The sequence below is a fragment of the Metasolibacillus sp. FSL K6-0083 genome, from assembly GCF_038630865.1.
Lineage (GTDB): Bacteria > Bacillota > Bacilli > Bacillales_A > Planococcaceae > Metasolibacillus > Metasolibacillus fluoroglycofenilyticus.
The window spans coordinates 2,664,380-2,690,007 of the sequence record NZ_CP152046.1 but is presented as its reverse complement, the minus strand read 5'-3'; the positions used below and the strand labels follow the sequence as shown (position 1 = coordinate 2,690,007).

Below are 25,628 nucleotides of genomic sequence, written 5' to 3'. Positions count from 1 at the left end.
TTCATTTGAAAAAATTCAAAAAACGGGCAGGGCAAAATCCTGCCCGATACTGGTTACTCTACAGTTTCTACTGTGTCGCCTTCCTCATCTGTCGGCACAATGTTTAATGCATCAGCCGGTTGAAGATCGTCTTCTTCATCAAGATCACGAAGCTCTACTTCTTCATTGTTGATTGTTAGCATTTTTACATCCATACCTAAAGATTGAAGCTCTTTAATCAATACTTTAAATGATTCAGGAACACCTGGCTCTGGCACACTTTCACCTTTAACGATTGCTTCGTATGTTTTCACACGACCTACAACATCATCTGATTTAACAGTTAAAATCTCTTGTAATGTGTATGCAGCACCGTATGCTTCAAGTGCCCAAACTTCCATCTCACCAAAGCGCTGACCACCAAATTGTGCTTTACCACCAAGTGGCTGTTGCGTTACAAGTGAGTATGGTCCTGTCGAACGTGCGTGTAGCTTATCATCAACCATATGTGCAAGCTTAATCATATACATGACACCCACTGATACACGGTTATCGAATGGCTCACCTGAACGTCCATCATATAAAATTGTTTTACCATCACGGTCCATACCCGCTTCTTCCATCGTTTCCCAAACATCTTCTTCATTTGCACCATCGAATACTGGTGTTGCCATATGAATACCTAAATAGCGTGAAGCCATACCTAAATGTAGCTCTAGCACTTGTCCGATATTCATACGTGAAGGAACACCAAGTGGGTTTAACATGATGTCAACAGGTGTACCATCTGGCATAAACGGCATATCTTCCTCTGGTAAAATACGTGAAATTACACCTTTGTTACCGTGACGTCCAGCCATTTTATCTCCAACGCGGATTTTACGTTTTTGAACGATATACGCGCGAACTAATTGGTTTACACCCGGTGGTAATTCATCGCCATCTTCACGGTTGAAGACTTTCACATCAAGTACGATACCGCCTGCTCCATGTGGTACACGTAAAGATGTGTCACGAACTTCACGTGCTTTTTCACCAAAGATTGCGTGTAATAAACGTTCTTCTGCAGTTAATTCCGTAACTCCTTTAGGCGTTACTTTCCCTACAAGAATATCGCCGTCACGTACTTCCGCACCAATGCGAATAATTCCACGCTCATCTAAATTGCGCAGTGCATCTTCCCCAACGTTCGGAATATCACGCGTAATTTCTTCAGGTCCTAATTTTGTATCACGAGACTCTGACTCATATTCTTCAATATGAACAGATGTGTACACATCATCTTTTACTAGGCGCTCGCTCATAATAACAGCATCTTCATAGTTGAAGCCATCCCATGTCATGAAGGCTACTAGCACGTTACGACCAAGTGCTAACTCACCCTTCTCCATCGATGGACCGTCAGCTAAAATATCTTTTGGCTTTACGCGGTCTCCAACTTTAACAATTGGGCGCTGGTTATAAGATGTACCTTGGTTAGAGCGAACGAATTTCTGAACTTTATATTTCGTTAAATCGCCTTTTACTTCTTTGCCGTCAACTGTTTCAATACGTCGTACATGAATTGAGCGTGCTTCTACATGCTCAACAATCCCTTCGTATTTAGCAACTACAGCAGCACCTGAGTCACGCGCGTCAACATGCTCCATCCCCGTACCTACGAAAGGCGCTTCAGGATTTAATAACGGAACAGCTTGACGTTGCATGTTTGCACCCATTAATGCACGGTTCGAGTCATCGTTTTCTAAGAAAGGAATACATGCTGTCGCTACAGACACTACCTGTCTTGGCGATACGTCCATGTAATCAATCTTATCTTTTTTGAATACCGTATTGTCGCCTCGGAAGCGCCCTACGATTTCGTCTTTTGTAAATGTACCATCCTCATTTAATAATGAGTTTGCCTGTGCAACGACGTAGTTATCCTCTTCGTCAGCCGTTAAGTAATCAATTTGCTCCGTCACTTGACCCGTATCTGGATCTACACGACGATACGGCGTTTCGATAAAGCCGAATTTATTAATTTTCGCAAATGATGAAAGGGAGTTAATTAAACCAATGTTTGGACCCTCAGGCGTTTCAATTGGACACATACGACCGTAGTGAGAGTAATGAACGTCACGCACTTCCATACCAGCACGCTCACGTGTTAAACCACCAGGACCTAATGCTGATAAACGACGCTTGTTCGTCAATTCTGCAAGCGGGTTTGTTTGGTCCATGAATTGCGATAATTGAGAGCTACCAAAGAATTCTTTAATAGATGCAATTACCGGGCGAATATTGATTAATTGTTGCGGCACAATCGACGCTGTGTCATTAATCGACATACGCTCACGTACAACACGCTCCATACGAGATAAACCGATACGGAATTGGTTTTGCAATAGCTCACCAACTGAACGAATACGACGATTTCCTAAGTGGTCGATATCGTCTGTGTTACCAACACCGTATAGTAAATTAAAGAAATAAGAAACAGAAGCTAAAATATCAGCTGGAACGATGTTTTTCACTTCTTCTTCGACATAAGCATTTGAAATAACATTGATTTCTTTTTGTGCTTCATCGTTTGGCGCATAGATTTTAATTGTTTGGATTGTAATATCGTCCTCTAATACGCCGCCAACTTGAGATAGCTTGCGGAAACCGATGCCGTTTTCTAAATAAGGAATTAACTTATCTAGTGTACGTCGGTCAAGAACAGTACCTTTTTCAACTAAAATTTCGCCTGTTTCTGGATCTGCTAATGTTTCTGCAATTGTTTGGTTAAATAAGCGATTTTTAATATGCAACTTTTTATTCATTTTATAGCGACCAACATTCGCTAAATCATAGCGTTTTGCATCGAAGAAGCGAGAGAATAATAAACTTTTCGCACTTTCTACTGTTGGAGGCTCACCTGGACGCAGACGCTCATAAATTTCAAGAAGTGCTTTTTCAGTACTTTCTGTGTTATCTTTTTCAAGCGTATTGCGTAAATATTCATTGTCACCGATGATATCGATAATTTCTTGGTCTGAACCGAAGCCCAATGCACGAAGTAACACTGTAACCGGTAGTTTACGTGTACGATCGATACGAACGTAAACAACGTCCTTCGCATCTGTTTCGTATTCAAGCCACGCACCACGGTTCGGAATTACTGTTGCACCAAAGCCCTTTTTACCGTTTTTGTCCGTTTTATCATGGAAGTAAACACTTGGTGAACGGACTAGCTGTGAAACGATAACGCGCTCAGCACCATTAATAATAAATGTGCCTGTTTCCGTCATTAAAGGGAAATCCCCCATAAAAACGTCTTGCTCTTTTACTTCATCTGTTTCCTTGTTGTGCAAACGTACTTTCACACGTAATGGTGCGGCATACGTTACATCACGTTCCTTGCACTCATCCACATCATACTTCGGTTCCCCTAAAGCGTAATCGATGAATTCAAGTGAAAGATTACCTGTAAAATCTTCGATTGGCGAAATGTCGTGGAACATTTCACGCAATCCTTCTGCAAAGAACCACTCATAAGATGCTGTTTGAATCTCGATTAAATTCGGAAGCTCAAGCACCTCTTTAATACGCGCAAAACTTCTACGCTGGCGGTGTCGTCCGTACTGAACTAGTTGACCTGTCAACTCATTCACCCCTCAATAAAGCGATAATAGGTCTTTGCAAAACCATACAAATAGTGTATGATTTCGAAAGACAAAAAGAAAACGAGTCTTTATAAAAAGCTCATTTTCGGTTAAACTCAATTACACCTCAAGCTAACTTTAGTCCGGTTTTTTTCGAATGAGTACGAAAACTCCCCTTAAAAAACTGTAACATTTGCCAGAGGCTTTAGGCCAACTTGATGTTGGTCACTCAGTCGCTACCACTGGATGTGGCGCTCTTAAACTGCACTTCTCTCCATCAGCGAAAATTGAATCTCCCACTGAAAGAAAGCAAGATAAATAATTCAGCCCGCCACCTATCTAAAAGATGAGAGCTCTTAATAAATTAAGATAAACTAAATTCTCGCAAAACATACCCTACTTAAAATCAAATTCATACAAAAGGGCATACTTCTTCAAAATAATAATTTTGCATTTTATTATAATATCACAGTCAATTTGTCAAGTCAATATTTTAGCGTGAATTGACTTGACAAAAGTTAAAATTCACTTTTTTCCACGCACAATCCAATACCCTTTTTTCTTCTCAACGACCTCTACTTCAGCAAAAAGTCCCTCTAAATGACTTACAGTCGACGGAGCTCCCTGCTTTTTTTGAATAACGACCCATAACTCGCCACCAATTACCAACATAGCATATGCTTCGTTATAAAATTTAAAAATCGTTTCCTTACCTGCGCGAATAGGTGGATTCGTTAAAATAGCTGCTACTTCTATTTGAGGCGCTACATTTGCTAGTCCATCACTTTCGATAACTTGCACATTTTGAATCCCGTTCACTTCCGCATTTTTTTGCGCTAACGCTACAGCACGTGAATTAATATCCATCATATAAATAAAGCGATCTGGGTGCGCCTTTGCTAAAGCTAAACCAATGGGACCATACCCACAGCCTACGTCCATAACCGCTCCTTTAATTGCAGGCATTTCAAATGTGTCAATTAATACACGGGAGCCAAAATCTACTTCATTTTTACTAAAAACACCGGCATCCGTTTCAAATATAAACTCTGAGCCAAGCAGTGTAAACTTCCACTTACGCGGTTTACTTTCGACTTGCGGCTTATTAGAATAATAGTGCTCCGACACTTAGTAACGCCTCCTTGCTAAAAAGAATTAGGTAAAAAAACAAGCCCGTCATATGACGAGCTTGTCTATTTTAAGAGATGCTAACAAGAAATTACTTAACTTCTACAGTAGCGCCAACTTCTTCAAGTTTAGCTTTGATTTCTTCAGCTTCTTCTTTAGCAATACCTTCTTTAAGAGCTTTAGGAGCGTTGTCAACAACCTCTTTAGCTTCTTTTAAGCCTAAGCCAGTGATTTCACGAACCACTTTGATTACTTTGATTTTTTCAGCACCAGCGGCAGCTAATACTACATCAAATTCAGATTTTTCTTCAGCAGCACCTGCAGCACCACCAGCAACTACAGCTACAGGAGCAGCTGCTGTTACACCGAATTCTTCTTCGATTGCTTTTACTAAATCGTTTAATTCAAGAACTGTCATAGCTTTAATAGCTTCTAAGATTTGCTCTTTATTCATTTTAATTTCCTCCTACATTAGGTTATGTTTTAAGTTTTAGGCGATTAAGCCGATTTTTTGTGAAGTTCGGTAGCAATTAAGCTCCTTGCTCTTCTTTTTGGTCTGCAACAGCTTTTGTTGCAAGTGCGAAGTTGCGCACTGGTGCTTGAAGTACAGATAAAAGCATAGAAAGTAGACCTTCGCGTGATGGAAGTTCTGCAAGAGCTTTAACATCTTCAAGTGATGCAACAGTACCTTCGATAATACCCGCTTTAATTTCTAACGCTTCGTTCTTTTTAGCGAATTCGTTAATAATTTTAGCTGGCGCTACTACATCTTCATTTGAGAATGCGATAGCGTTTGGACCTGTTAAATGTTCGTTAATTCCTCCAACGTTTGCAATATCAGCAGCACGACGAGTTAAAGTGTTTTTATATACTTTGAACTCTACGCCAGCTTCACGAAGTTGCTTACGAAGTTCTGTTACTTGAGAAACAGTAAGACCGCGGTAGTCAACCACTACTACAGATGCAGCAGCTTGGAACTTGTCAGCGATTTCTTGTACTTGAACTTTTTTAGCTTCAACAGCTTTGCTCATTTGATGACACCTCCTATTAGAATGAGTCATTTATACCGACAAAAGAAAGCCCCTATATCAAAATAGACATAGAGGCAGAAAGTCATCATCTTAAAAAGATTCCGAATTCCGTTGTCCTCGGTAGGAAAATTAAGCGCACAATGCACTCCTACTGTCTACGGTACAAATGGATAATTCACAACAGAAACCATATTAACAAATGGTTGAATTGTTGTCAACTATTTTTATTATTTAACCGCTACGTTAGCAGCGTCAATTTTAACAGCTGGACCCATTGTAGTAGTTACGTTTACAGACTTCATGTAAGTACCTTTAGCTGCAGCAGGTTTTGCTTTTTGAACTACGTCAAATACAGCTAAGAAGTTTTCTACTAATTTTTCTGTTTCGAAAGAAGCCTTACCAATCGGAGCATGGATAATACCAGCTTTTTCAGCGCGGTATTCTACTTTACCAGCTTTGATTTCTTCGATTGCTTTCGTTACATCAAAAGTAACTGTACCTGTTTTTGGGTTTGGCATTAAGCCTTTTGGACCTAATACACGACCAAGTTTACCAACTTCACCCATCATGTCTGGTGTAGCTACGATTACATCGAAGTCGAACCAGCCTTGTTGGATTTTTTGGATGTACTCAGCATCGCCTACATAATCTGCACCAGCAGCTTCTGCTTCTTTAAGTTTTTCACCTTTAGCGAAAACTAATACGCGTTGAGTTTTACCAGTACCGTGCGGAAGCACTACCGCACCACGAATTTGTTGGTCATTTTTACGAGTATCAATCCCTAAGCGGAATGCTACTTCTACAGTTGCATCAAAGTTTACAGTGCTAGTTTTTTGCGCTAGCTCGATTGCTTCTTCTACAGAATAAAGTTTTGTACGGTCAATTAATTTAGCCGCATCTTGCAGCTTTTTACCTTTTTTAGCCATTATAATTTCCTCCTTGATTGTGGTTATAGCGGAATTTTACCTCCCACGAATAAAGGTTGCGCACCACTCGAGTGCCGCAACCTTCCAAAAACAAATGCATCATCAAGTAAATGGGAATTAGTCTTCGATCGCAATACCCATGCTACGTGCAGTACCTTCAACCATTAACATAGCCGCTTCTACTGATGCAGCATTAAGGTCTGGCATTTTTTGTTCAGCGATTTCGCGAACTTTATCACGTTTAACCGTCGCTACTTTTTTACGGTTTGGTTCACCTGATCCAGATTGGATACCAGCTGCTACTTTAAGTAGAACTGCTGCAGGTGGAGTTTTCGTAATGAAAGTAAATGAACGGTCTTCAAATACTGAAATCTCAACAGGAATGATTAGACCTGCTTGATCAGCAGTACGAGCATTGAACTCCTTACAGAATCCCATGATGTTTACACCTGCTTGACCTAGTGCAGGACCAACCGGTGGAGCTGGGTTAGCTTTACCAGCAGGGATTTGAAGTTTTACAACTTTAATAACTTTTTTAGCCACGAGACACACCTCCTTAAGTCCGTGATGTGGTAATTGGGTTGCCCCTCCCACTCAAATATCTGTCTGTCAGCTAATTTGCCGATAACATTAAAAATCTATCAATTGCCGACTGAAAACAATTTACAGTCTGACCTATGAAATGATAACACTTTTATATCATATACGCAAGCACAAATAATAGTCAAATTTCATTTTATTGCTTTCCACACATTGTCAATTTACGTAGACCACAATCTATTTCAAGTATATTATCTATGCTCAATTAGATTAGATTTTGCGAATTTGCTCGAAGCTAAGCTCCATCAGCGTTTCGCGTCCAAACATATCCACACTAACTTTTACTTTCGATTTTTCCACATCTACTTCTTCCACTTTCCCTTGGAAATGAGCAAACGGTCCTTCTAATACTTCCACAACCTCGCCAACCTCTAAGGCAATATCACCAATTGCTGTATCCTTCATACCCATTTGAGCGAGTAAACGCTCTGCCTCTTCCGGCAATAATGGCGTTGGCTTTGCACCGCCACCTGAAGAACCAATAAAGCCTGTTACGCCAGGTGTGTTACGCACGACATACCAAGAGTCATCCGTCATAATGATTTCCACTAGCACATAGCCTGGGAAAACTTTTCGCATAACTGTACGCTTTTTACCATCTTCTTTTACATCTACTTCTTCTTGCTCCGGAACGATTACACGGAAAATTTTATCTTGCATCCCCATCGTTTCAACGCGCTTTTCCAAATTTGCTTTCACACGATTTTCATAACCTGAATAGGTGTGAACTACATACCAATTTTTCTCCATAGCTACAAGGACTTTTCGTCCGTCCCTCCTTTGTTATTTTAATTCAACGGATGTCACAGTTTTTTAAGAAGATGACGTTAACTTCCATCAAACCTCTCCAAAAATCCGGACAAGATTTTTCGCCAAATGAAAAAACCCGTTATGACTACGGACGGGCTATTTCATCATCAATATTATTTTACAAACTTAAGAACCAACGGAATAACTCTGAAATCCCTAGGTCAACTACCGAAAAATATAAAGCAAAGAAAATAACTGTCACTATAACAACAACTGTATATTTCGTTAGCTCTTTACTTTTTGGCCAGCTTGTTTTTCGCATTTCTGCGCCTACTTCTTGCAGAAAGGTTGTAACTTTACTCATCCTAGCTTAACCTCCAAAATCAATGATATCCTCTATATTGTCTGTTTATGCACCGTATGTTCATTGCAGTGTGCGCAAAATTTTTTCAGCTCTAGTCGCTTTGTTGTACCTTCTTTAGCAGGCATCGCATAGTTTCTTGAGCCACATTTCTCACAACTCATAATGACTTTTTTTGCCATTTGTATCACCTTTTCGGCATTTTGTCTTTTCAAGACTAACACCTAACAATGATGCTTGTCAACAAGCTTCTTGCGTCAACGAATCCCTTCAACTTCCAAATGACGCTCCAATTTCCGCTTCACTCGCTGCAACGCATTATCGATTGATTTGACGTGACGGTTCAGCAGTTCAGAAATTTCATAATATGAACGTCCTTCTAAATAAAGTGCCAGTACTTGCTGCTCTAGCTCACTTAACACTTCACTCATTTTTTCTTCTAGATAGTTGAATTCCTCTTGATTAATCATCGCATGCATAGGGTCATCAGATTGCGGGCTTGTTATGATATCCATCAATGTTCGCTCAGATTCTTCATCATAAATTGGCTTGTCTAACGACACGTAAGAATTAAGTGGGATGTGCTTTTGGCGTGTAGCTGTTTTAATGGCTGTAATAATTTGTCTTGTAACACATAGCTCAGCGAACGCTCTAAACGAAGCAAGCTTGTCCCCCTTAAAGTCTCGTATCGCTTTGTAAAGACCAATCATGCCTTCTTGTATAATATCTTCCTTGTCAGCACCAACAAGAAAATAGGACCTTGCTTTCGCTTTCACAAATAAGCGGTATTTTGTTATTAAAAAATCTAACGCATCTGTATTTCCTAGTCGAACTTGTTCTACAAGCTCCTCGTCAGAAAGCTCTTCAAATTGCTGTATGGTTGGCATCTTACTACTTTTAAGCAATCGCTTCACCTCAGTCACTTAAGAATCATTAGCAACAGTATAATTGAACTAAACAGAAAATCAATTATCCCTTAGCTAACGCTTGTCCATCTTTTTCATATGTTTGGCGGAAGTCAATGAATTTTATATTGCACAAGTCTTTTCTCCATTATTCAAGCAATCCACCAAAGATTTCAGCTTAATTTAATTTGCCATAACAGATAAAGTAAAACTTCAATCTCGGTGGAGGTTTTCCTTATCCTCCACTGATTGTTAGGTGAACCAATCGGACTTTTACGGGCAGTTCATCTCCCACTTATCCTAAGCGTATCTTCACTTAAATCTTGAAATGGGCGTCTTACTGCCCGTTAATGCGGGATAAATTGGTTAGTCACCCCATCATCTATGAAGTTATTTATCAAAATCTAGCTAACCTACTTCAAGCCGCGTCGCCACTTTTCAAATGCAAGCTCCACATCTTTGGATAAAGAAATGCGCGAAGCTGGCTTCTCTATTTGTGTTTTTTTTACTTTGGATGAAATTTTGGTTTGCACAATTTGAATTTCAATTTCTAATTCGCGAGCAGATTTGCGCAACGCACCTTGTCCAAACACTACATTTTGCTCGGTCATATCAGAGGTTGCTACATGAATTTGTACTTTTCTACCCTTTAATTCATTCGTTAGCTTCTCTATACGCTCGTCTGCCGTTTCATTTTTCCGCGTAAATAGCACTTCGACATCGTGCTTCATATACAATTTCTCAGTACCGGGTACAAGATACGCATCGAATACAATAATGACCCGCCATCCCATTGTCGCCTTATATTCAGCAAGCAATTCTACTAAACGATCACGGGCATCCTCTAAGCTTTTATCGCGCAAAGGGCGCAATTCCGCCCAAGCTCCAATCATATTATAGCCGTCTACTAGCAAAACATTTTGCATATTATAAAGCTTGGCGGTTACGGTATACTTCGTACATTAACAGGGCCGCTGCAACTGAAGCATTTAACGAAGTAACATGACCAACCATCGGTAAATGGTATAAAAAATCACATTTCTCTTTCAGTAGACGGCTCATGCCTTTCCCTTCACTACCGATAACAATCGCTAACGGCAATGTAGCATCCATTTTGCGATAATCCGCGGAACCCTTTGCATCGGTACCAGCAACCCATATCCCGCGCTCCTTTAGTTCATCTACAGTTTGCGCTAAATTCGTTACTCGTACAACAGGCACATGCTCGATTGCTCCCGTCGAAGCCTTTGCAACAACCGCTGTCAAGCCAACCGCGCGACGTTTCGGAATAATTATACCATGCACACCAACCGCATCTGCCGTTCGCATAATAGAGCCTAAATTATGAGGGTCTTCCAACTCATCTAAAATTAAGAAAAATGGATCCTCGCCTTTTGCTTGTGCGGCTGAAAATAAATCTTCTAGCTCTGCATAATCATAGGCTGCAACAGACGCTACAATTCCTTGATGGTTTGCATCCGACAGCTGATCCACCTTTTTCTTCGGCACAAACTGCACGAGCACACCACGCTCACGTGCTAAATCTAACAGCTCCTGAATGCCTGCTTTTTTGACACCTTCTGCAATCCATAGCTTGTTCATTTCGCGACCTGAACGCAATGCCTCTAATACTGGGTTTTTTCCTGCAATCATTTCACCAGCTTGCTCTGCCATCTACGACACTCCTCTCTACTGTTCTACGATTGTAATTGCATAATTAATTATTTCATCCACTCGGTCCAACTGTCCTAATAAATATAAGCTACCGAGCACCGCTTCAAAGCCTGAGCTGTTGCGATATGTTTGCACATCTGTATTTTTCGGTATGGAGCCTGATTTAGCATTGCGACCTCTCTTAAATACCGCAAGCTCTTCCTCCGTCAAATAATTTTCCTCTAGCAAACGATATATGACCATTGATTGCGCCTTTGCAGATACATATTTGGTCGCCTCACGATGCAGCGTATTCGGCTTCACTCGCCCCATGCGCAGAAGGTGTTCGCGCACCCTCTGCTCAAGCACCGCATCTCCCATATAGGCAAGTGCTAGCGCATTCAATTGTTTAACATCTTCTTTTCGAAGCTCTGACATCCTATTACCCTCGTTTCCAGCGTGTACCTTGACGCGTATCTTCCAATACGATATTCAAGCTCAATAAATGGTCACGAATTTCGTCAGAACGTGCAAAATCACGGTTTTTACGCGCTGCATTCCGCTCTTCAATTAACGCCTCTATTTCTTCATCAAGCAGCTCTTCTTCCGCTTTTAACACAATCCCTAAAACATCACCAAGTCGGTCAAATGTTGTAAGGAATTTTTGTAAAACCTCTTGCTCTGTATTACTTTCAGCTACATAAATATTTGCTAAACGAGCTAATTCAAATAAAGCCGTAATCGCATTGGCTGTATTAAAATCATCATTCATTGCATCCTCAAACTGCTGCTGGATTGCCGCAATTTGCGTTAGCCACCCTTCAGCATTGTTTACTAAATTAGCCGCTCGCGCAAGGCGATGCTCTACATTGTTATACGCTGTGCGAATTCGCTCTAAGCCTGTGCGTGCTGCCTCAACTAAATCTTGTGCAAAGTTGATTGGCTGGCGGTAGTGTACAGATAACATAAAGAAGCGTAGCACTTGCGGATCGATTTGCTGGCGAATATCATGTACTAATACAAAATTCCCTAATGACTTCGACATTTTTTCATTATCGATATTAATATAGCCATTATGCATCCAATAACGCGCAAATGTTTTTCCTGTATGCGCCTCTGATTGTGCAATTTCATTTTCATGGTGCGGGAATGTCAAATCTTGACCGCCTGCGTGGATATCAATTGTATCACCTAAATGCTCACGTGCCATTACAGAGCACTCGATATGCCAGCCCGGTCGACCATCTCCCCAAGGACTAGCCCAGAAAATTTCATTCGGCTTTACTGCTTTCCAAAGGGCGAAATCAAGCGGGTCTTCCTTTTTCTCTCCCGCTTCGATACGCGCACCAACCTTTAGGTCATCAATGGATTGGTGTGATAATTTACCATAACCATCAAATTTACGCGTTCGATAGTAAACGTCTCCTGCTGATTCATATGCATAGCCCTTATCAATTAATACTTGGATAAATGCAATAATATCATTCATATGCTCCGTTACGCGTGGATGCACATCTGCTTTACGGCAACCTAGTGCTGTAATATCGTCGAAATATGCCCCGATAAAACGCTCCGTCAGTTCAAATACTTCTTCACCTAGCTCATTAGCCGCTTTAATAATTTTGTCATCAACATCTGTAAAATTAGATACGAATTTCACTTCGTAGCCTGCATATTGAAAATAGCGACGCACTGTATCATACACAATAACAGGACGTGAGTTCCCGATATGAATATAGTTATAAACAGTCGGTCCGCACACGTACATTTTTACCTTGCCCTCTTCTAATGGCACAAACGTTTCCTTTTGTCGTGTTAATGAGTTGAAAATCGAAATGCTCATCTTTTTCTCTCCTTTTCATCATTCTCCAAGCCCTCTTGACATCGCCATTTACGCAAATGCCTAGCGTTTATAATTATCAATACAAAAAACGTCTCCGCCACAAAATTGTGACAGAGACGCATAATTAGCGTGGTTCCACTCTGCTTGAAAGGGTCAAATCAACTATGCTTCGGTCAGATTTCTTAAATTTCGCTAGGGAAATTTTTTCGCAATCTGTCAAAAGCGTTGTTTTGATTCAGCGATGCTAAAATCAAGATTAGTCCACTTTCCGCTTTAAAGTCCTTTTAACGATGGACGACTCCGGCTTGCCTACTTTCCGTTTCAGCGAAGCGCTCAAAGGTGCATTTCCGTGTTGCCTAGGCTCAGACTACTTTCAGCCGGTGGTAGTCCTCTCTTGTCGAGCATGCGCGACGTACTTCTCCTTATCAAAGCTTTCATATATAGTAGCTTTATTGTACAGAAATTAGTAAAAAAATCAAACATTTAATTCGCGTACTTTTCTACGCGAGCAATAACTTTCTCTTTACCAATTAATGCAATAGCATTTGGTAGCTCTGGGCCATGTGTTTGACCAGTTGTTACTACACGAATTGGCATAAATAAATTTTTCCCCTTATGACCTGTTTCTTTTTGTACAGCTTTAATCGCAGCCTTAATTGATTCTGCATCAAACGACGCTAGCGACTCTAATTGTGCTTTAAATGATGTCATTACTTCGGGTACCTGCTCACCCGCTAACACCTCTGTAGCTTCTGCATCATAGTCGATTTCATCTTTAAAGAATTGCGCAGAAAGCTCGACAATTTCAGCTCCAAAGCTCATTTGGTCGTGATATAAACCAATTAATTCAGAAGCCCAAGCAGCTTGCTCTTCATTTAGTTCCATAGGTAAAAGATTCGCTTTTTGTAAATGCGGTAATGCCAATGCGACAACTTCTTTACGATCTAGCTTTTTAATATATTGATTATTCATCCACGTAAGCTTCGTTTTATCAAACATAGAAGGTGATTTAGATAATCGTTTTTCATCAAATAGCTCGATAAATTGCGCTTTCGTGAAAATCTCCTCTTCCCCTTCTGGAGACCAGCCTAGCAGTGCAAAGAAATTGAACATTGCCTCTGGTAAGTAACCTAAATCTTTATATTGCGCTACGAATTGAATAATTGATTCATCACGTTTCGAGAGCTTTTTACGCTCGTCATTAACGATTAATGTCATATGCCCGTACTGTGGATATTCCCAATCAAAGGCATCAAAAATCATCATTTGTTTCGGTGTATTTGATAAATGTTCCTCACCACGGAAGACGTGTGAAATTTCCATGAAGTGGTCATCTAATACGACCGCATAGTTATATGTTGGAATACCGTTTGCTTTTACTAGCACCCAATCGCCGATATCCTTTGACTCAAAAATAACCTCACCGCGCACTAAGTCTGTAAACTTGTACGTTGTGTCTGCTGGTACGCGCATACGTATCGTATAAGCTTCTCCAGCCGCTTCCTTCTTCGCTACTTCATCCGCTGTTAAATGACGGCATTTACCATCATATGTCGGCGCAGCAACACCATTTGCTTTTTGTGCCTCACGTGATGCCTCGAGCTCCTCTGATGTACAAAAACATTTATATGCTTTTCCTTCAGCCAGTAGACGCTCCGCATGCTCTTTATAAATATCAAGGCGCTCCATTTGGCGATATGGTGCATACGGTCCGCCGATATCGATTGATTCATCAGGTATAATACCTAGCCAGCGCAGGTTGTCGAGCTGAGATGCTTCCCCGCCCTCCACATTACGCTCGATATCCGTATCTTCAATACGCACGATAAATTTACCATCATGGTGTTTGGCATATAAATAGTTAAATAATGCTGTACGCGCTCCGCCAATATGTAAAAAACCCGTTGGCGATGGCGCATAGCGAACACGAACTTGTTTCGTCATAAAAAAACCTCCTGAATTTTAACGGATTTCCGACCGTTTTCAACTTTGTCCATTTTACCACTGTCCATATACAATTAAAAGTATAGGAGTAAAAAAGCAAAGCACTCATTATAAACGACCAAGCGATGAATATAAAACAGCTTTTTAAATCATGACCTACACTCTAAAAAGCAATAATAGCTGTTCAAAAAGTTGCATGTTAAACCACTTTTCAAACAGCCACCCATTATTGTTTTTTAATTAACAAAATCGTAGCTAAAGCTGCAATTCCTTCCTCACGACCAACAAAGCCTAACTTTTCTGTCGTGGTCGCCTTTACATTCACTTGTGATGCGTCTGCATTTAACAGCTCCGCAATTCGATTACGCATAGGTTCAATATAAGGTGCCATTTTCGGACGCTGTGCCATAATTGTTGCATCTACATTCCCTAACACATAGCCTTTCTCCTCGACAATCTTCCAAATATACTGTAGCAATTTTGCCGAATCAGCGTCCTTCCACTCAGGGTCTGTATCCGGAAAGTGACGTCCGATATCTCCCTCACCAATTGCGCCAAGTGCCGCATCCGTAATCGTATGTAATAATACGTCTGCATCAGAATGCCCTAAAAGACCGCGTTCATGTGGAATTTCAATCCCGCCTAAAATTAATTTGCGCCCCTCCGCAAATGCATGTACATCATAACCTTGTCCTACTCGAAACATATTCATCTTCCTTTAATTCAGTATTTACTTTCTATCATACCAAAACTTCTACGGAAAAAGAAAAACCCGCTTTCAATTTTTTAAAAAAACCGCATAATGTTGAATTTGTTCCTTTAACACAAAAAAAGTGAAAGAACTTTCTTTCACTCAAATAAATCATAAGTAAGACAAATCGGCTTGTTTGTTTTGGGGTCTCTCACAAGATGAACATCTACATCAAAAAGTTGTGCTAAAATTTCTTTTGTCATCACTTCTTCCGCATCCCCCACCTTAATAATTTCACCACTGCGCATGGCAATCAAATTATGAGAAAAACGGGCGGCATGGTTTAAATCATGCAACACCATTACGATTGTACAATTTTGCTCTTCATTTAATTTTTTTAAAAGCGTTAACACTTCAAGTTGATGTCCCATATCCAAATATGTAGTAGGTTCATCTAAAAAAATAATGTCAGTTTTTTGTGCCAATGCCATTGCGATCCATACTCGCTGACGTTGTCCACCAGATAAGTTATCTACAGCTTTATACTTATAGTCCAGCGTATTCGTGACACTGAGTGCCCAATCAATAATTTCATAATCCTCTTTGTTCAGTGTGCTTAATCTAGATTGATGCGGAAAACGTCCATATGACACAAGCTCTCCAACAGTTAAACCTGCAGGACTTTCTGTAACCTGCGGTAAAATAGCCATCCGTTTTGCCAAATCTTTCGTCTTAAACTTAGCAATTTGTTCTCCATCTAATAAAATCTGCCCTTTTTTATGCGGGATTATTCTTGTTAAAGCCTTCAATAATGTCGATTTCCCACAACCATTCGGACCTATAATCGTTGTAACTTTTTGCTGTTCAATTGCTATATTTACAGCTTTCACAACCTCTGTAGACTCATAATGAATCGTTACATCTTTTGCTTGAATTAAAGTCATTTTAAACTTCCTTTCCTATCGGATGATGGGACATCACCAAAAGCGTCCAAAAGGCAGGTAATATACTGCTTTTGGACGCCCTTTTGTATATTATTTCGTTAGTACTTCAACGACTTTGTCGATAATTTGGGTATTGGCAATAGCACCTGTGTATAACCAGCTCTCTTCTTTAGAAATGTTATGAACATTGCCCGCTTTAACTGCTGGTACTGCCTTCCATAAAGTATCACTTAATATCGCTGGATTTTCTGGGCTTTCACTATCAATGATGAATAAATGGTCTGCATCAAGCTCTACTAATTTTTCTAAGGAAATAGCACTCCAGTTACCTGTAGCACTTGCAGATATTTCTTTTACAACTTTTGGTACTGCAAGACCTAAATCACCATATAGCACAGCACCACTTGATAAATTTTCAGATACTATAAAGAAGTTACCTCCAGTTAGCCAAACAGCTGCCACTGATGGGTTGCCAGCCTTTTCTTCTATAGTTTGCTTTGCTTCTTTCGCCTTCTCTTCATAATCAGCTAACACTTTTTCTGCCTCTGCCTTTTTATCAAACACTTCCCCGACACGTAACAATTCATCTCGCCAATCATTGTTAACCTCTGTTCCAATAACATAGGTTGGCGCAATTTTACTATACTGAGCATATTTATCGCCCTCTACCATTGCAGAAGAATCCATGATTAGCAAATCAGGAGTAAAGCTTTGCACAGCCTCTAATGGTAAATCATGCGGAATTACAGGAACATCCTTTAACATACCTTGTAAATAATTTTGAATGCTTTTACCGTCTTTAACGCTCCATTGTGCAACTGGTGTAATACCTAATGCTACTAAATTATCCTCTAAGTAACTGGCGATGACGCGTTGCGGATTTATTGGAACTTCGATTTCATGACCCATCGCATCCGTAATTATACGTATTTCTGTTGCTGCAATTTCTGAATCATTGTTTTCTTCCGCATTTTCTACATCGGTTACGTTGGTATTATTGCTTTCCTCCTCTTTTTCGGCACAAGCAACCAATCCTAATACTAAAATGGACGTAGCCGTCATTCCCAATATTCTTTTTTTCCATGTTATTGTAGACATAATGAACCTCCGAAGTTATAATGCTTATCACATACAATTAATAATGATAATCTTTCTCAATCAATCTACAACAATAATTTCTATGTGTCAATGTCATTTTACAGGAGGCTTTATGAGAAAAGTAATAATCAATGAAAAAATAAGCATCAAAAAAAATATTTTATATATATTTATTCTTTGTATGATTACTTTTGGTGCTGTTATTTTATCTATTCGTTTTGGGGCAAGTAATCTTACATATTCCATGATTTATGATGCCATTTTACATTTCGATGCAACGAATGCTACACATATTATATTAACTGAGCTAAGGATACCACGTGCTATAGCCGCACTTATCGTTGGCGCCGCACTCGCTGTTTCGGGAGCAATTATGCAGGCAGTTACACGCAACCCCCTCGCTTCTCCATCCATTATGGGGGTTACGGCAGGAGCCTCATTTGCGGTTGCGATTACATATGCAAGTGTTTCAAATGCAAGCTTTTATTTACTAGCATTCAGTTCTTTTATAGGTGCAGGTCTAGGAACAGCACTTGTTTTCGCCATTGCAGCTTTTGGTAAAGGTGGCGTTACACCTGTTAAACTTGCTCTTTGTGGCTCTGCTATAACAACATTTTTAACTGGCTTGACAACAACTCTAGGTTTAAAATTTGATATTTCAAAGGATGTTAGTTTTTGGTATGCAGGTGGACTAGCAAGTATACAACATATGCATATCCGGTTAGCTATCCCTTTCATCGTTGTCGGAATTGCCTTAGCCTTTTTATTATCTAAATCAATTACCATCTTAAGCTTGGGTGATGAAACAGCTAAAGGGCTGGGCGTTCATACAGGGCGTATTCGTATACTAAGCACAATTGTTGTACTACTTTTAACAGGGGCTGCTGTGTCAATTGCAGGTATGATTGGATTTGTAGGTTTAATTATCCCTCATATTGTACGAATGCTTATTGGTACAGACTATCGCTGGATTATTCCTACTTGCGCAATTGTTGGCGGTGGATTTTTGCTGTTCGCTGATATCGTAGCACGCATAGTGAATAGCCCCTTCGAAACACCAGTTGGCGCTATAACAGCAATCATCGGAGTACCATTCTTTTTATATTTAGCTCGCAATGATGGGAGGGCTATTTAATGCTTAATCATCAAGCGAAACGATTTCCCATTTATTTAACTATGCTTTGTCTTTTATTAGTTTGTAGCATTATTATTAGTATCAATGCAGGCTATATTCATATTCCTTTAAATCGTGTTATTGCGACTTTAACGGGGAATGGGCTTGAACAAGATGAAATTACTATTTTTAGTTTCCGCCTACCTAAAATTTTCATGGCTATGTTAGTTGGAATGGGCATGGCTGTTTCCGGAGCAATCTTCCAAGCAATTACCAAAAACCCTCTGGCTGATCCTGGAATATTAGGCATTAATGCGGGCGCTGGTTTTGCAATAGTAGTTTATACATTTTTCATACAAGGAGTTATTTTTTCAATTGAATGGCTATCAATATTCTTTATGCCATTTGTTGCGTTAGTAGGCGCTCTCTTGGCAGCATCCCTTATTTACTTGCTCGCTTGGAAAAAAGGAAATGTTACGCCAACACGCATGTTATTAATCGGAATAGGGATTAATTCTGCATTTGGGGCGGGTATTACAATTTTGCAGTTAAAGATGGAGCCAATTAACTTTATGAAAACCATTGTCTGGTTATCTGGTACGATTTGGGGCACTTCTTGGACGTTTATTTGGGTGCTGCTGCCATGGCTTCTTGTTCTCATTCCGTACACGATTTATAAATCTCGAGTATTGGATATTATGACACTTGGCGATCAGGTTTCCATCAGTGTCGGCATTTCATTAATGCGTGATCGCCTACGCTTATTATTCATTGCTGTATTACTCGCAGGTGTATGTGTCGCTGTTGGTGGAGGAATTACATTTTTAGGTTTAATTGCTCCACATATTGCTCGTCGACTTGTAGGAGCTACACATTATCAAATTATCCCAATAAGCGCCTTGCTTGGTGGGCTGCTTCTTGTCGTTTCAGATATGATTGGTCGTATTATAATGGCTCCAACAGAATTGCCTGTTGGTATTATTTTATCCATTATCGGTGCACCTTATTTTATTTACTTAATGTTTATGAAAAAATAAAGTGAACCTTCAATACTAAAAACAGGTTTCTAAAAAGCGAACTATACTGAATCTTCGAAGTGAAGCTTCATAGTATAGTCCGCTTTTTTCATTGACTGACAACCTTTTATCTCAGCCACTTTGTAAGCTAAATATGATACTCAATGTTTTTCATTTGACTATTACTAATATTTGGAGATGGTTGTGAATTATAAACACGAGAATACGGTGGGACAGAATGCGTTAGCCAAATATTACTTCCTAGCACCGAATCATGACCAATTGTCGTTTCTCCACCTAAAATCGTCGCACCCGCATAAATGACTACATTATCCTCAATATTCGGGTGACGCTTAATTCCTTTAATTGGATTTCCATTCGCATCAAGCGGGAAGCTTAACGCTCCCAACGTCACACCTTGATAAATTTTCACATTGTTGCCAATTGTACATGTTTCTCCAATAACAACCCCTGTACCATGGTCAATAAAAAATGACTCGCCTATCGATGCCCCCGGGTGAATATCAATACCCGTTAAACGATGCGCATACTCTGACATAATACGTGGCACAATTTGCACACCCATCTCATACAACTCATGCGCAATGCGATGAGTAAACACTGCTACAATTGATGGATAGCTTAGCAAAATCTCCTCTGTTGAAAGTGCCGCTGGGTCTCCGTTGTAGGCAGCTTGAATATCCGTTTGCAGCATTTTGCGAATTGTTGGGAACCTAGCAATTAAATTCATCACAATTTTGTCTGCCTGCTCACGGCAATACGTCCCACAATTTGCTGGGTCGCTATCTTCCATATTATAAATCAACACTTTTTCTATAATATCACGCAAATCTAATGCTGCCTCACGCAATTTATTACTACTCACAATATTAATGCGCATCTCATCAATTGGTGGCGTTGTGTAAATGCCCGGAAATAATACTTCATGAAAGTTATCTAAAATTTTATAGATTTGATCACGTCCGATAAAGCCTATAGAATTTTCAATATCAACATACTGCTTATTTATATCATTTAAAGAGCTCGTAATTGCTGGTATTTTTTCATTCAACCATTCATTTAAGTTCATAACAACAAAACACCCCTTCAATTTTTAGTCTATTCTCTGATTAATCATATATCAATACTCGTGTTTTTATAAGGGTACAAAAGATTGTCGCGCTTTGCAAGCACAGAAGTTTACTAACGTATAATCATTTTAATTTCCCGCACTATATTGCACTTGGACCCGACTTTTCTTTTCTGAAATTTCATGCTATGATAAAATCACTCGATAATGATAATCGTTATCAACGAAGAAATTAATATCATCTTTTAGGTTTTAAATACTTTTCAGGGATGTGGAAATATAGTGCAAAATGTATATGATGTAACAATTATTGGCGGCGGTCCCGCAGGTTTATATAGCGCTTTTTATAGTGGGTTGCGCGGCTTAAAAACAAAGCTTATCGAAAGTCAACAAGAATTAGGAGGGAAGGTACTGCTTTATCCCGAAAAGCTTATTTGGGATATTGGTGGCCATCCACCTGTACTTGGAGGGCAATTCGTTAAGCAATTAATTGAACAAGCAAAAACATTTGACCCAACAATCTTAACGAATACGAAAGTTGATTTGATAGAGCGACAGGATGATTTATTCATCGTTCATACTTCAATGGGTGAATGTCATTACTCTCGAACGATTCTTCTGGCAGTCGGTGGGGGCATTATTAATCCGCAAAAGCTCACATTAGAGGGCGCTGAAAAATATGAGATGGCAAACTTGCACTATACCGTGCAATCGTTTCAACGCTTTGTTGACAAAGAAGTTATTATTTCAGGTGGGGGCAATGCAGCCATTGATTGGGCAGTTGAGCTTAGCTCAATCGCGAAAAGTATTACGGTTGTGTACCGAAACGAAAAGCTATCGGCACATGAGGCAACAATACAAGAAGCAATTAATGCAGGTGTTAAAATTGAATGTAACACGTCCATTACAAAGCTCACTTCCAATGCTGACAAAACAGCTATCCAGTATGTAACATGCGAAAATTCAAAAACACAAGAAAACTCTATCCGCCAAATTGATGAAGTCATTATTAGTCATGGTTATAATCGTGAAGCATCATTGGATTTTGATGAAGCAATAGCTCTTCCAAAAAAGGATGACTATTATTTCGAAGGGAAGGCTACTGGAGAAACAGCACAGCCTGGCATTTTTGCAGCAGGTGACATTTTAGCATTTGAAGGCAAGGTCAATCTTCTGATTGGCACTTTCCAGGATGCAGCGAATGCCGTTAACTCCATTAAAACTTATTTAGAGCCTAGCGCGTACCGCTACGGGATGGTATCATCACATAATGAGCTGTTCAAAGAAAAAAATCGTTCCATTATCGAAAAACAATTATCGAAAGTGGGTAATTAAAAAGTGGCTAGGGAACTGTATGAAAACAGTCCTTAGCCATTTTAATTATTTTTGCAAAGCTCGTTTACGCAAAATTGCCTCACCAAATAGCAAGTCTTCCTGTGTTGTCATTTTCAGATTTTCATAACTACTTTCGACAATATGCACTTCATGTCCAAGTCGTTCTACTAGCATCGCTTCATCCGTACCTAAAAAGCCAATTTTTTCTGCTACATCCTCAGCCTCCGCTAGCAAATCGAAGCGAAATGCCTGCGGCGTCTGAATCATCCATAGACTATCACGCTCAACCGTCTCAGCAATCACTGTGCCACGCACCTTCTTCATCGTATCCTTCGCTCGCACACCCGCAATGGCTGCCCCTTTCTCATACGCCACCTTTGCCAATTGCGCAATAATTTCTTGGGTAATAAATGGGCGTGCAGCATCATGCACAAGGACAATCTCTACTTGCTCCATTGCCTTCAAGCATGAGTGCACAGAGTGCTGTCGCTCCTCACCGCCAGCAGGTAAACCTTTTACTTTCGTAATGCTATAGCGTGCAAGCAAGCCTTCAATAAATCCTCGTTCCTCTGGCTTTACTGCCAGCCAAATGCCCGTACAATTACAATCCTGCTCAAATATTTCTAATGTGTGCATTAAAATGGGCTTTTCTAAAAGCGGCAAAAACAATTTGTTTTGCCCTGCGCCCATTCGCTTTCCACTGCCCGCAGCAGGCAATACTACTTCATATCGCATTTGCTCACTTCCTAACTTTCTTTTGGCTTAGCAAATATCATGCGCCCTGCCGATGTTTGTAACACGCTTGTAACGGTCACTGTAATTGCCTGCCCGATATAGCTGCGACCACCTTCTACAACAATCATCGTACCGTCATCTAAATAAGCAACCCCCTGATTATGCTCCTTGCCATCTTTAATAACAACGACTTGCATATCCTCCCCTGGAATAACAACAGGCTTCACTGCATTCGCTAAATCATTAATATTTAATACTTGCACGTTGTGTAACTCACATACTTTATTTAAGTTGAAATCATTCGTTAATATTTGTGCGCTGCGCTGCTTCGCTAAGCGCACTAGCTTCAAGTCGACTTCTTGAACCTCCTCAAAATCATCATCTACAATTAGCACTTGTGATGCTCGCTCATCCTGTAGTCGCTTTAAAATATCTAGACCTCTGCGACCTCGCGTGCGTTTTAATGTATCTGAAGAGTCAGCAATATGCTGCAATTCAGTTAACACAAATTGCGGCACAACTAACGCTCCCTCCACAAAGCCTGTGGCAGAAATATCTGCAATACGCCCATCGATAATAACGCTCGTATCTAATAACTTCGACATGGCCATATCATCCTGTACCGTAGTTTTTTTCTTCTGTATATTACTTTTAGGGGCAAATAGCTGCAATAGCTCCTCCCTCTGCTTAAAGCCAATGCGGAACCCTAAATAGCCGAGTATAATTGAGAAAAGAATCGGTAACACTTCTGGCACAACTGGTAGTGGGATACGCTCAATCGCAAAGCCGATAAAATACGCCACAATTAGCCCAACAATTAAGCCGAATGTTCCAAATAGCAAATCACCTATCGGCAATTTGAAAAGCACTTCCTCCATCCAAACAATTAAACGGACGCAATAATCAGATAATAAAAATGATAAAACAAATAGTAAACTAGCACCTAAAATAATCGAAACAATAGGATTGTCAAGCCACGGATTAGAAGATAAATGCATAAACTCGTATAATGGCGGTAAAAAAATAAAGCCTAACGCTCCCCCGATTAATAAAAAGGCAATTTGAATAACTCTCTTTAACATCACATCACATCCTCTCTTTGAGCATAATTATACATTGTTCCTCTTATTATTGCGATGAACAGCCCACTAATTTGCAAGAAATTTGATAGGACGTCCCAAAAACTGCACTTCACCTGCTTTTGGGACGTTTCATTCTTGTTTGGTTAAAATAAAACTCCGTGTTTAAAAGCAAGTATCCCATTTAAAAAGATGATGAACACTAGACCTCGCAGCTTTCTTTACATTTTAAAATAAAAGAAGTAAAAAAAGCTGTCAGGAAATCAGACTTTCCTAACAGCCTTTACAGTCATTACAAATTATTAAAGCACAACCGCAAGCTATCACCTATCGTTTCGACACCAACGACTTGAATACCGGGTGGGAAGTCCCAGCCACCTATATTCGATGCTGGAATAAAAGCTCGTTGAAAGCCTAGCTTTGCTGCCTCCTGCACACGCTGCTCGATACGTGAAACTCGACGTACCTCCCCCGTCAAACCAACCTCTCCGATAAAGCAATCTGTAGCGCGAACAGCCTCATCTTTAAAGCTCGAAACAATCGATGTCAAAACAGCTAAATCAATCGCTGGCTCATCAAGCTTCACACCGCCCGCTACCTTAATATAAGCATCTTGTGCCTGCAACATCATACCCATGCGTTTTTCTAGTACTGCCATTAATAGCTGCACACGGTTTTGATCTACGCCCGTTGCCATTCGTTTTGGGTAATTAAAGCTTGTAGGTGTGACAAGTGATTGAATTTCCACTAAAATAGGGCGCGTCCCTTCCATCGATGCAACGATAGTCGAGCCCGCTACACCCTGTGAACGCTCCTGTAAAAATAATTCAGATGGATTTAATACTTCCTTTAGACCACCGTGCAACATTTCAAAAATAGCAATCTCATTGGTCGAGCCAAAGCGGTTTTTTTGGCTACGCAAAATACGGTGATTATGATGGCGCTCTCCTTCAAAATAAAGCACCGTATCCACCATATGCTCTAAAAGGCGGGGACCAGCAATTTGCCCCTCCTTCGTCACATGCCCCACAAGAAAAATCGCAATATTTTTCGTTTTCGCAATGCGCATTAGCTCCGCTGTACACTCACGCACTTGCGAAACACTTCCCGGCGCACTCGTCACCTCTGGATGGTGCACTGTTTGAATCGAATCGACAATGACAAACTTCGGTTGCACCTCTTCGATTGTTTGATGCAAAAACTCTAAATTCGTTTCAGAATATATATATAGCTCCTGTGACTTTACCCCTAAACGCTCTGCGCGCAGCTTTGTCTGGCGAATCGATTCCTCCCCAGAAATATAAAGCACCCGCTGCCCACGATTGGAAAGTAGCGCGGACACCTGAAGCAATAAAGTCGACTTTCCAATGCCTGGGTCTCCCCCAATTAACACAAGCGAGCCAGCAACAATACCGCCCCCCAGCACACGGTTCAATTCCGTCATCTCGGTAACAATGCGTGCTTCCTCCACCGTTTCCACAGTCATTATCGGCACAGCCTTTTGCGTTGTTGCACTAGAATGCTGGAAGGCTCCGCGAGGTCCCTTGACAATAACCTCCACTTCCTCCACCATTGTGTTCCACTGCCCACAGCCCGGACAGCGCCCCATCCACTTCGCCGATTCGTAGCCACATGCATTACATATAAATTTTGTCTTCTTTTTTGCCATGATACCTCCGATGTTTTTAGCTTTATTATAGCAAAGTAATAAAATACTGCCTATTCACGCAAGCCTCCCTCCAAAGTCTGTGACACCCGCCGCAAGTCTGGTCAACAC

Annotated in this window: 25 protein-coding genes and 1 other annotated feature; of the genes, 3 read left to right on the top strand and 22 right to left on the bottom strand. The window is 40.4% G+C overall.

Translation table 11 applies throughout. The features are described 5' to 3' along the window. Window positions 1-53: 53 nt before the first annotated feature. The 18 genes from rpoB to MHB51_RS12480 form a co-directional block, all read right to left on the bottom strand. Window positions 54-3,617 carry a DNA-directed RNA polymerase subunit beta gene (gene rpoB / locus MHB51_RS12565; RefSeq protein ID WP_201261956.1) on the bottom strand — a complete coding sequence of 1,188 codons (3,564 nt, stop codon included), beginning with the start codon at window positions 3,615-3,617 and terminating at the stop codon, window positions 54-56. Between the two features lie 516 nt (window positions 3,618-4,133). Further along, window positions 4,134-4,736, bottom strand: coding sequence for a class I SAM-dependent methyltransferase (locus MHB51_RS12560; protein WP_342558288.1), 603 nt, complete (start codon window positions 4,734-4,736; stop codon window positions 4,134-4,136). Between the two features lie 91 nt (window positions 4,737-4,827). Further along, on the bottom strand, window positions 4,828-5,190 hold the full coding sequence (gene rplL / locus MHB51_RS12555) for a 50S ribosomal protein L7/L12 (protein WP_066168830.1): 363 nt from the start codon (window positions 5,188-5,190) through the stop codon (window positions 4,828-4,830). A gap of 76 nt (window positions 5,191-5,266) precedes the next feature. Next, window positions 5,267-5,767 carry a 50S ribosomal protein L10 gene (rplJ, locus tag MHB51_RS12550; protein WP_066168827.1) on the bottom strand — a complete coding sequence of 167 codons (501 nt, stop codon included), beginning with the start codon at window positions 5,765-5,767 and terminating at the stop codon, window positions 5,267-5,269. Window positions 5,768-5,801: 34 nt separating this feature from the next. Further along, window positions 5,802-5,946: a sequence feature (ribosomal protein L10 leader region), on the bottom strand. A 48-nt stretch (window positions 5,947-5,994) separates the two neighbouring features. Then, window positions 5,995-6,693, bottom strand: a complete 699-nt coding sequence (rplA, locus tag MHB51_RS12545; RefSeq protein ID WP_066168824.1) for a 50S ribosomal protein L1 — start codon at window positions 6,691-6,693, stop codon at window positions 5,995-5,997. 117 nt (window positions 6,694-6,810) lie between these two features. Beyond that, the gene (gene rplK / locus MHB51_RS12540) at window positions 6,811-7,236 is read right to left on the bottom strand and encodes a 50S ribosomal protein L11 (protein WP_066168821.1); all 426 of its coding nucleotides are present in this window, start codon (window positions 7,234-7,236) and stop codon (window positions 6,811-6,813) included. 267 nt (window positions 7,237-7,503) lie between these two features. Next, complete coding sequence (nusG, locus tag MHB51_RS12535) at window positions 7,504-8,043, bottom strand: transcription termination/antitermination protein NusG (protein ID WP_066168818.1); 540 nt, start codon at window positions 8,041-8,043, stop codon at window positions 7,504-7,506. A 178-nt stretch (window positions 8,044-8,221) separates the two neighbouring features. Beyond that, entirely contained in the window at window positions 8,222-8,407 is a 186-nt protein-coding gene (gene secE, locus MHB51_RS12530) for a preprotein translocase subunit SecE (RefSeq protein ID WP_066168815.1), read from the bottom strand. Between the two features lie 32 nt (window positions 8,408-8,439). Further along, window positions 8,440-8,586: a 50S ribosomal protein L33 gene (gene rpmG, locus MHB51_RS12525; RefSeq protein ID WP_107943577.1), complete on the bottom strand. Its 147-nt coding sequence runs from the start codon at window positions 8,584-8,586 to the stop codon at window positions 8,440-8,442. A 75-nt stretch (window positions 8,587-8,661) separates the two neighbouring features. Beyond that, complete coding sequence (gene sigH, locus MHB51_RS12520) at window positions 8,662-9,291, bottom strand: RNA polymerase sporulation sigma factor SigH (protein ID WP_342559486.1); 630 nt, start codon at window positions 9,289-9,291, stop codon at window positions 8,662-8,664. 431 nt (window positions 9,292-9,722) lie between these two features. Next, complete coding sequence (locus MHB51_RS12515; protein WP_342558287.1) at window positions 9,723-10,235, bottom strand: NYN domain-containing protein; 513 nt, start codon at window positions 10,233-10,235, stop codon at window positions 9,723-9,725. A 1-nt stretch (window position 10,236) separates the two neighbouring features. Beyond that, entirely contained in the window at window positions 10,237-10,983 is a 747-nt protein-coding gene (gene rlmB / locus MHB51_RS12510) for a 23S rRNA (guanosine(2251)-2'-O)-methyltransferase RlmB (protein ID WP_342558286.1), read from the bottom strand. A gap of 15 nt (window positions 10,984-10,998) precedes the next feature. Continuing rightward, window positions 10,999-11,400 (bottom strand): Mini-ribonuclease 3, encoded by a 402-nt coding sequence (locus MHB51_RS12505; protein ID WP_066168801.1) that lies wholly within the window; start codon window positions 11,398-11,400, stop codon window positions 10,999-11,001. A 4-nt stretch (window positions 11,401-11,404) separates the two neighbouring features. Continuing rightward, window positions 11,405-12,805 (bottom strand): cysteine--tRNA ligase, encoded by a 1,401-nt coding sequence (cysS, locus tag MHB51_RS12500; protein ID WP_107943497.1) that lies wholly within the window; start codon window positions 12,803-12,805, stop codon window positions 11,405-11,407. A gap of 483 nt (window positions 12,806-13,288) precedes the next feature. Next, window positions 13,289-14,749, bottom strand: a complete 1,461-nt coding sequence (gene gltX / locus MHB51_RS12495) for a glutamate--tRNA ligase (RefSeq protein WP_342558285.1) — start codon at window positions 14,747-14,749, stop codon at window positions 13,289-13,291. Between the two features lie 226 nt (window positions 14,750-14,975). After that, entirely contained in the window at window positions 14,976-15,455 is a 480-nt protein-coding gene (gene ispF, locus MHB51_RS12490) for a 2-C-methyl-D-erythritol 2,4-cyclodiphosphate synthase (protein ID WP_107943499.1), read from the bottom strand. A 143-nt stretch (window positions 15,456-15,598) separates the two neighbouring features. Further along, window positions 15,599-16,384, bottom strand: coding sequence for an ABC transporter ATP-binding protein (locus tag MHB51_RS12485; RefSeq protein WP_066168789.1), 786 nt, complete (start codon window positions 16,382-16,384; stop codon window positions 15,599-15,601). Window positions 16,385-16,474: 90 nt separating this feature from the next. After that, window positions 16,475-17,482, bottom strand: a complete 1,008-nt coding sequence (locus tag MHB51_RS12480) for an ABC transporter substrate-binding protein (protein WP_066168785.1) — start codon at window positions 17,480-17,482, stop codon at window positions 16,475-16,477. Window positions 17,483-17,594: 112 nt separating this feature from the next. On the opposite strand from MHB51_RS12480, the gene MHB51_RS12475 reads away from it, so the two are divergent. Then, complete coding sequence (locus tag MHB51_RS12475; protein WP_066168782.1) at window positions 17,595-18,617, top strand: iron ABC transporter permease; 1,023 nt, start codon at window positions 17,595-17,597, stop codon at window positions 18,615-18,617. Beyond that, a complete protein-coding gene (locus MHB51_RS12470) occupies window positions 18,617-19,633 on the top strand; it encodes an iron ABC transporter permease (RefSeq protein ID WP_342558284.1) in 1,017 nt (338 codons plus the stop codon). The genes MHB51_RS12475 and MHB51_RS12470 overlap by 1 nt, the downstream gene beginning before the upstream one ends. Before the next feature lie 127 nt (window positions 19,634-19,760). On the opposite strand, the gene epsC is transcribed toward MHB51_RS12470, so the two are convergent. Next, entirely contained in the window at window positions 19,761-20,702 is a 942-nt protein-coding gene (gene epsC / locus MHB51_RS12465; protein WP_066168776.1) for a serine O-acetyltransferase EpsC, read from the bottom strand. 282 nt (window positions 20,703-20,984) lie between these two features. Here epsC and MHB51_RS12460 point away from each other — a divergent pair, with 282 nt between their 5' ends. Continuing rightward, a complete protein-coding gene (locus tag MHB51_RS12460; protein WP_342471589.1) occupies window positions 20,985-22,037 on the top strand; it encodes an NAD(P)/FAD-dependent oxidoreductase in 1,053 nt (350 codons plus the stop codon). A 45-nt stretch (window positions 22,038-22,082) separates the two neighbouring features. Here the strand turns inward: MHB51_RS12460 and ispD are convergent, their stop codons facing one another. The 3 genes from ispD to radA form a co-directional block, all read right to left on the bottom strand. Next, window positions 22,083-22,772: a 2-C-methyl-D-erythritol 4-phosphate cytidylyltransferase gene (gene ispD / locus MHB51_RS12455; RefSeq protein ID WP_066168770.1), complete on the bottom strand. Its 690-nt coding sequence runs from the start codon at window positions 22,770-22,772 to the stop codon at window positions 22,083-22,085. Window positions 22,773-22,783: 11 nt separating this feature from the next. Continuing rightward, a complete protein-coding gene (locus MHB51_RS12450; RefSeq protein ID WP_342558283.1) occupies window positions 22,784-23,854 on the bottom strand; it encodes a PIN/TRAM domain-containing protein in 1,071 nt (356 codons plus the stop codon). 289 nt (window positions 23,855-24,143) lie between these two features. After that, window positions 24,144-25,520: a DNA repair protein RadA gene (gene radA, locus MHB51_RS12445; RefSeq protein WP_107943502.1), complete on the bottom strand. Its 1,377-nt coding sequence runs from the start codon at window positions 25,518-25,520 to the stop codon at window positions 24,144-24,146. Window positions 25,521-25,628 lie beyond the last annotated feature (108 nt).

Bases quoted from the DNA above. Each gene is read 5' to 3' on its own strand.
- secE (WP_066168815.1), bottom strand. From the start codon at position 8,407: ATGAGTAAAGTTACAACCTTTCTGCAAGAAGTAGGCGCAGAAATGCGA.
- rlmB (WP_342558286.1), bottom strand. From the start codon at position 10,983: ATGGCAGAGCAAGCTGGTGAAATGATTGCAGGAAAAAACCCAGTATTA.
- MHB51_RS12505 (WP_066168801.1), bottom strand. From the start codon at position 11,400: ATGTCAGAGCTTCGAAAAGAAGATGTTAAACAATTGAATGCGCTAGCA.
- MHB51_RS12450 (WP_342558283.1), bottom strand. From the start codon at position 23,854: ATGTTAAAGAGAGTTATTCAAATTGCCTTTTTATTAATCGGGGGAGCG.
- MHB51_RS12470 (WP_342558284.1), top strand. From the start codon at position 18,617: ATGCTTAATCATCAAGCGAAACGATTTCCCATTTATTTAACTATGCTT.
- ispF (WP_107943499.1), bottom strand. From the start codon at position 15,455: ATGTTTCGAGTAGGACAAGGTTATGATGTACATGCATTTGCGGAGGGG.
- MHB51_RS12485 (WP_066168789.1), bottom strand. From the start codon at position 16,384: ATGACTTTAATTCAAGCAAAAGATGTAACGATTCATTATGAGTCTACA.
- radA (WP_107943502.1), bottom strand. From the start codon at position 25,520: ATGGCAAAAAAGAAGACAAAATTTATATGTAATGCATGTGGCTACGAA.
- ispD (WP_066168770.1), bottom strand. From the start codon at position 22,772: ATGCGATATGAAGTAGTATTGCCTGCTGCGGGCAGTGGAAAGCGAATG.
- gltX (WP_342558285.1), bottom strand. From the start codon at position 14,749: ATGACGAAACAAGTTCGTGTTCGCTATGCGCCATCGCCAACGGGTTTT.
- MHB51_RS12515 (WP_342558287.1), bottom strand. From the start codon at position 10,235: ATGCAAAATGTTTTGCTAGTAGACGGCTATAATATGATTGGAGCTTGG.
- rplL (WP_066168830.1), bottom strand. From the start codon at position 5,190: ATGAATAAAGAGCAAATCTTAGAAGCTATTAAAGCTATGACAGTTCTT.
- MHB51_RS12475 (WP_066168782.1), top strand. From the start codon at position 17,595: ATGAGAAAAGTAATAATCAATGAAAAAATAAGCATCAAAAAAAATATT.
- cysS (WP_107943497.1), bottom strand. From the start codon at position 12,805: ATGAGCATTTCGATTTTCAACTCATTAACACGACAAAAGGAAACGTTT.
- rplA (WP_066168824.1), bottom strand. From the start codon at position 6,693: ATGGCTAAAAAAGGTAAAAAGCTGCAAGATGCGGCTAAATTAATTGAC.
- sigH (WP_342559486.1), bottom strand. From the start codon at position 9,291: ATGCCAACCATACAGCAATTTGAAGAGCTTTCTGACGAGGAGCTTGTA.
- MHB51_RS12480 (WP_066168785.1), bottom strand. From the start codon at position 17,482: ATGTCTACAATAACATGGAAAAAAAGAATATTGGGAATGACGGCTACG.
- rpmG (WP_107943577.1), bottom strand. From the start codon at position 8,586: ATGGCAAAAAAAGTCATTATGAGTTGTGAGAAATGTGGCTCAAGAAAC.
- nusG (WP_066168818.1), bottom strand. From the start codon at position 8,043: ATGGAGAAAAATTGGTATGTAGTTCACACCTATTCAGGTTATGAAAAT.
- epsC (WP_066168776.1), bottom strand. From the start codon at position 20,702: ATGAACTTAAATGAATGGTTGAATGAAAAAATACCAGCAATTACGAGC.
- rplJ (WP_066168827.1), bottom strand. From the start codon at position 5,767: ATGAGCAAAGCTGTTGAAGCTAAAAAAGTTCAAGTACAAGAAATCGCT.